Raw genomic sequence first — 4837 nt, 5'->3', positions numbered from 1 at the left:
GGAGGATATGGCAAGCGTTCATCGTTTAAATCGCGGTAAACGGCCTTTAAATAGCTTTTCTCGAAATATCGATACTCACTTATGCCACAAGCATAGTTCTGTGCTCTAAGCGCCTCTGAGGCGATAAAGACCGTTGCATGTGACCAATGACGCGGCTGAGTGACTTTGTGGCGCTGGCGAATATTTAAATAACACTCGGCATAAGCTTGCTTGGTGTTCGTGTAGCCGAGCTCTTCAGGTTTCACCTTAAAACACATTTCTCGATACTCTCCAGGGTTTGGCGCATAATGTGAGCTCGCTTCTAGCAACATGTTATTCACTGCCTTAAGCACCTGCTTGGGAAAACTTCTTACGATATTCTCCCAATCAAGCGCTAATTGAGCTATTTCATCCCTGCTCTTCCCCTTGGTGAACCCTGGCTTGATCTCACCTAAGCGCTCAATAAACTTTTTCATTTCTAAGCTTGGACCTCTAGCCTCAGTACTCGCTCGGTCTAAAGTCTGGACTCGGCCCTGTTTCTTCAAGGTCCTTAAGGTGTTGCTTGAGCTGCTGTTGAGTCGTGAGATTGTTTGCATTGCTTGTACTCCGTGATCTTGCATTGTGTAACCAGGTTGAAAAGCGTCGTGAAGCGCTGAATTTTTTAGGTAACTTGTCTGCCTGCCAATAATCCTTAAAAACTTTAAACTCAAAATTAATATCAATGTTTTTGGAGTTAGCTATTTCTTTTTGGGTTTCGGTAAATTCAAAATCAAAGGGGTCTTTTTGTGAGGGTTCCCCTCTCTCTCTATACTGTATTGGGATTGTTGTATTGGGATTGGTATAGTCACCGCATACGTGCAGAATCGATTCTGCATCTGTGCAACTTCCATTCTGCAAATTTGCAAAATGTTGTGTTTCCTCACTCTGTGACTCTTTTTGTACTTTTAAAGGCGATATTTCTTGCTGTTTTTTATTTAAGTAATCTTCAAAGTGATAACTATGAAAATTGAAGATTTCACGCTCATTAACAAAGGTAATCCACGTGGTTCTATCATACGAAATGTTGTTATGATTGCCCTTGATCAAAATGCCTTTTTTAATCAACGAACGGGTCACTCTGCCAATTTTATCAGCCGACCAATTCACGGCTAATGATTCAGCTAGTCCTTCACACGTTGAGCGGTTCCATGTCCGCCCTTCATAAAAATGCCGTTTTTCTTCTTTGTGTTTTTTAATGTATGACAACAAGCAGCTAATAAAATAAGCCTCATCCAAGCCAACTCGTCTAATCATTTCTTCACTAACAACCGCCATCTTTCCCTATCCTTAAATTACCGAAATTAACTTTTATGTAATTTTTTTAGCTATTGATCTGTTTTAGAACAATGTCAGACAACAAAGTAAACTCTTTGCAAGCCGACTGATAAAACTTAACGGTTGCCTGTAATACCTGGATTTCTTCCTTTTTTTCATTTAAAAGCATTGTGGCGTGTTCCTTTTCATTTTTTGCTAACTCTCCCCTGCTTTTTAATCTTGCAACTATCTGTTTAATTGCATTAACACTCTTACCCGTTTCATACCCTATTTTTTCCAAGGACTCTAAACCATAGTGGTTAAGAATGTATTCATAACTGTCTAAATCTGTTGCCGTATCAATCATTCAAAACTCCTTGATGAATATATCTATTTTAAATGAATATTGATGAAAGGTGTGATAACCAGCGGTTACATTAAGTGCATGTTTTTAACGTTAATTTGCATGTTTTTCTAGCAAATAGTAACCGCCGGTTACATTTTCCATAAACAGGCTATTTTAGTGGGTTTTTTGCAGTGAATCACTGGTGTAATTTTGAGAAATTAAAAGGCTGGCAGGAAAGCATTTATCAATCCCTTGGTGAAGGCTTTTTTTAACGCTATCTACCCATAACGGTTTATTTTCAAACTCCTCAAAATCATCACAAAATTTATACATGGTATTGGTCAATGTTAAAATAACCATCTGACAAAAGGCTAAAAACACCTCATCACTGACCATTTTAGGCTGTAATGATTTTAAAAAAGGCAAAACGTCCTCGTTAACAATAGCGTCAGCTATTGCTTTAGCTTGTTTTTTATCCATGGGATATCCTATTCCGGTGAGTAGATCTTTAAGGCGTCTTGATAAGCATAATGAAAGATAGTAAAAGAGCTGATAGAGTTTTGACTTAACTTCCCTGACCGCCCCCAGGTTTTACGTGCTGCAAGTTTAATAGCAGGGTCATTCGTGTTGTTTTTATCGGGATTGATAATATACCTACATGCTTTGCTGTATGCAGATATAATGCTTGATGATTTCACTATTTTTTTCCTTAATATCTGTTTATCTAAATGATTGCTTAACTAATGATCATATTTTTTCATAAAAAAAAGAGGGGTATCACCCATAAAAAAAGGGGGTGTAATTAGTGTTTTTAATATGCGACAATTTCTTTCAAAACAATTATATAGAAGGTTCAATTAATGGAAACAACTCATAAAAATATAGAATATGAAAAAATATTTAACATTTTAAATAGATTTACAAAAAATAAAGAAGTAATTATTGAATCCATTAATAAAAATGCATTACCTAAGATAGGAGTTAAAAAAAGCTTTTTAGATATTGGTGCAGGCCCTGGAAAATTATTAAAAAAATTTTCACCAATATTTAAATATTCTCTAGCTATAGAGCCAAAAGAAAATTATTTTAATCAACTTAAAAAAGAAGGCTATGAAGTTTTACAGTCAAAATTTCAAGATGCGGATATAAAAGAACAATTCAGTTTCGTTCTCTGTTGTCACATGCTCTATCATGTTCCTCTTATAGAGTGGCCGATGTTTATTAATAAAGTTATGGAATTAACAGCACCTGATGGTATTGCAGTGATAGTTATAGGAGCAAATAGAGGTAAACATTATGAATTATGCTCTTATATAAATTCACATTATCAAAATAGCGGACCACTTAAAGCTTTCTTTGATGAAGAGGGATATCAGTACACTATAGAACAAAGCTATGGCCATTATTACTCAAAGTCATTCGAAGACATCTTTGAAATTACTAGATTTTCAGTATTAGAGGATGCTTTAAGCCCTGAACAATATACCAAAATGAGCAACCAAGATAAAAAACGGTTAGATGAATTAATTAAAGCTTATGTTATTAGCCTTAAAAATAAGGCTGGAAACTATGTATTAGAAATAGAATTAGATTTTCTATATATTCATCCAAAATAATTAATACAGTGGCTACCTTCCTTTTCATTATGAAATGAGTGTAAAATCTACTCTTCATAAGCAATGGAAGCAAATGATGTTAAATAAAAAAGCACTTATTGAGTACTTAAATATAACATTACGTGATCAAGAGTTATCAATTGTAGATGATTTACTGCTTGATACGAGCATAAATACAACTGAGTTTGGGGTAAAAATAGGTCCCGAAGGCATCAAAGACAGTTACCGTAATTGGTTTAGCTTATTCAGCGGGATCGACTTTAAAGTCATTGAATGTGTAATCCTTAGCCCGGAATGTACTTTGATAAGATTTGAAGAAACAGTTAAACACTTAGGAACTTTTAAAGGAATTAAGGCCACAGGAAAAAAAGTTAAGTTCGTTGTAACATGTGTTTATTATAGTAATAAAGGCAAAATCTCACATTACACGGTATCATCTGATATTACTCAAATAATGAGTCAACTAATAGATACATCAAAAGAGTGTTTAAGTCTCTATATAGATAAACCTATGATCACACGGGATCAAAGCTATTATTTTTCAAAGACACTAGGTAAATTAAAAGAATATGATCTTACAATACGTGCAAAACAGCTGGAATGCTTATCCTTATGGTTTAATGGTTATTCTGTTAAGAAAATAGCAAAGTTCCTAGAAAAATCTCCGGATACTGTAAAGGATCATTTAGAGGTAGTAAAGAACAACCTCGGATGTTACAAGAAAAAAGAGGTCTTTGACTTTATCAAAGAAAATAGTTTAGAACACGTTATGACTGAGTGTGTTCACACTATGAAAGCGTAGCGTATGCTACGCTACAAAATCTAAATTTTTGCCTGCAAGTTTCTTGATACGACATATAAAATTAAAGTAAGTGCTAAGCAAGTAACTCCTATCTCCATATAGATTTTACTGTAAATTAAGTTACTATCTGAAAGCCTACTTAAATTATCGTTTACCGTTAAATTAGCTAAATAACCAGATAAAGCAACGCCTAACCCTCCAGAAAATTGCCATATTCCAAGGGCAATCCCTCTCCTATTCTCTGGCATAAACTCACCAGCCGCAGCATTCCCAGTAGGTTGCACAAATACTTCTCCAAAACCTAAAAATAGGTAAAAAATAACAATTGATATAAAAGGCACATGATTATAAATTCCCCTTATATAGACGGCGGAAAAAATTGTCATACATGCTAAAGTTGTAGTAATTAACCCAAGTACCAAGTTTTTAATAATATCTTTGTTTCTAATGAAAACAGATATTACAAAAATAGCTAAAATCATACTACCATACCAAAATGCAATAACAGAACCAGAAGGAAATTCAAATCCAAAGATATAACGATCTAGATTATTTTGTGTAAAAATTGTAACGCTTGTTTGGGCTAATGTGGCTACAGTCCAAAACACAACACTATACATACAACAAACAAAATACTGTAAAATAGATTTTCTTTGTTTATCACTTATAGCCATCTTATAAAAGGTGTAAAAGTAAAATAATAATCGCCCTCCGTCATCTGAAGTGCAACACTACTCTATACTAAGCCGCCATCAAATACTCTAAAAAAACATGATTAGTTGGGCATAATTCAAACTCGCT

At 34.4% G+C, this 4837-nt stretch carries 8 protein-coding genes; 2 read left to right on the top strand and 6 right to left on the bottom strand.

Annotated elements, in window-relative coordinates:
* The 5 genes from C200_RS07960 to C200_RS07940 form a co-directional block, all read right to left on the bottom strand.
* Positions 1 to 455, bottom strand: a 455-nt coding sequence (locus C200_RS07960; RefSeq protein WP_033923725.1) for a hypothetical protein, incomplete at its 3' end; no start/stop codon positions are given.
* A gap of 22 nt (positions 456 to 477) precedes the next feature.
* Entirely contained in the window at positions 478 to 1293 is an 816-nt protein-coding gene (locus tag C200_RS07955; RefSeq protein ID WP_016210962.1) for a hypothetical protein, read from the bottom strand.
* A gap of 46 nt (positions 1294 to 1339) precedes the next feature.
* Positions 1340 to 1639 (bottom strand): hypothetical protein, encoded by a 300-nt coding sequence (locus C200_RS07950; RefSeq protein ID WP_016210976.1) that lies wholly within the window; start codon positions 1637 to 1639, stop codon positions 1340 to 1342.
* A 153-nt stretch (positions 1640 to 1792) separates the two neighbouring features.
* Positions 1793 to 2098 (bottom strand): hypothetical protein, encoded by a 306-nt coding sequence (locus tag C200_RS07945; RefSeq protein WP_016210958.1) that lies wholly within the window; start codon positions 2096 to 2098, stop codon positions 1793 to 1795.
* A gap of 8 nt (positions 2099 to 2106) precedes the next feature.
* A complete protein-coding gene (locus tag C200_RS07940) occupies positions 2107 to 2316 on the bottom strand; it encodes a hypothetical protein (protein ID WP_016210967.1) in 210 nt (69 codons plus the stop codon).
* 162 nt (positions 2317 to 2478) lie between these two features.
* Between C200_RS07940 and C200_RS07935 the strand changes: the two genes are divergently transcribed.
* Together C200_RS07935 and C200_RS07930 are read left to right on the top strand one after the other, a co-directional pair.
* The gene (locus C200_RS07935; RefSeq protein WP_016210971.1) at positions 2479 to 3234 is read left to right on the top strand and encodes a class I SAM-dependent methyltransferase; all 756 of its coding nucleotides are present in this window, start codon (positions 2479 to 2481) and stop codon (positions 3232 to 3234) included.
* Positions 3235 to 3307: 73 nt separating this feature from the next.
* Positions 3308 to 4036 carry an ester cyclase gene (locus tag C200_RS07930; RefSeq protein WP_032126987.1) on the top strand — a complete coding sequence of 243 codons (729 nt, stop codon included), beginning with the start codon at positions 3308 to 3310 and terminating at the stop codon, positions 4034 to 4036.
* A gap of 20 nt (positions 4037 to 4056) precedes the next feature.
* Here the strand turns inward: C200_RS07930 and C200_RS07925 are convergent, their stop codons facing one another.
* Positions 4057 to 4710 carry a POT-type proton-dependent oligopeptide transporter gene (locus tag C200_RS07925; RefSeq protein ID WP_016210964.1) on the bottom strand — a complete coding sequence of 218 codons (654 nt, stop codon included), beginning with the start codon at positions 4708 to 4710 and terminating at the stop codon, positions 4057 to 4059.
* Positions 4711 to 4837 lie beyond the last annotated feature (127 nt).

The sequence above is a fragment of the Piscirickettsia salmonis LF-89 = ATCC VR-1361 genome, from assembly GCF_000297215.2.
Taxonomy (GTDB): domain Bacteria; phylum Pseudomonadota; class Gammaproteobacteria; order Piscirickettsiales; family Piscirickettsiaceae; genus Piscirickettsia; species Piscirickettsia salmonis.
The sequence above is the reverse complement of the archived record's forward strand: the minus strand, read 5'-3'. Positions and strand labels throughout refer to the sequence as shown.

What these genes read in the sequence shown, in the direction of transcription:
- C200_RS07955 (WP_016210962.1), bottom strand. Translation starts at nt 1,293, where the DNA reads ATGGCGGTTGTTAGTGAAGAAATGATTAGACGAGTTGGCTTGGATGAG.
- C200_RS07945 (WP_016210958.1), bottom strand. Translation starts at nt 2,098, where the DNA reads ATGGATAAAAAACAAGCTAAAGCAATAGCTGACGCTATTGTTAACGAG.
- C200_RS07935 (WP_016210971.1), top strand. Translation starts at nt 2,479, where the DNA reads ATGGAAACAACTCATAAAAATATAGAATATGAAAAAATATTTAACATT.
- C200_RS07930 (WP_032126987.1), top strand. Translation starts at nt 3,308, where the DNA reads ATGATGTTAAATAAAAAAGCACTTATTGAGTACTTAAATATAACATTA.
- C200_RS07950 (WP_016210976.1), bottom strand. Translation starts at nt 1,639, where the DNA reads ATGATTGATACGGCAACAGATTTAGACAGTTATGAATACATTCTTAAC.
- C200_RS07925 (WP_016210964.1), bottom strand. Translation starts at nt 4,710, where the DNA reads ATGGCTATAAGTGATAAACAAAGAAAATCTATTTTACAGTATTTTGTT.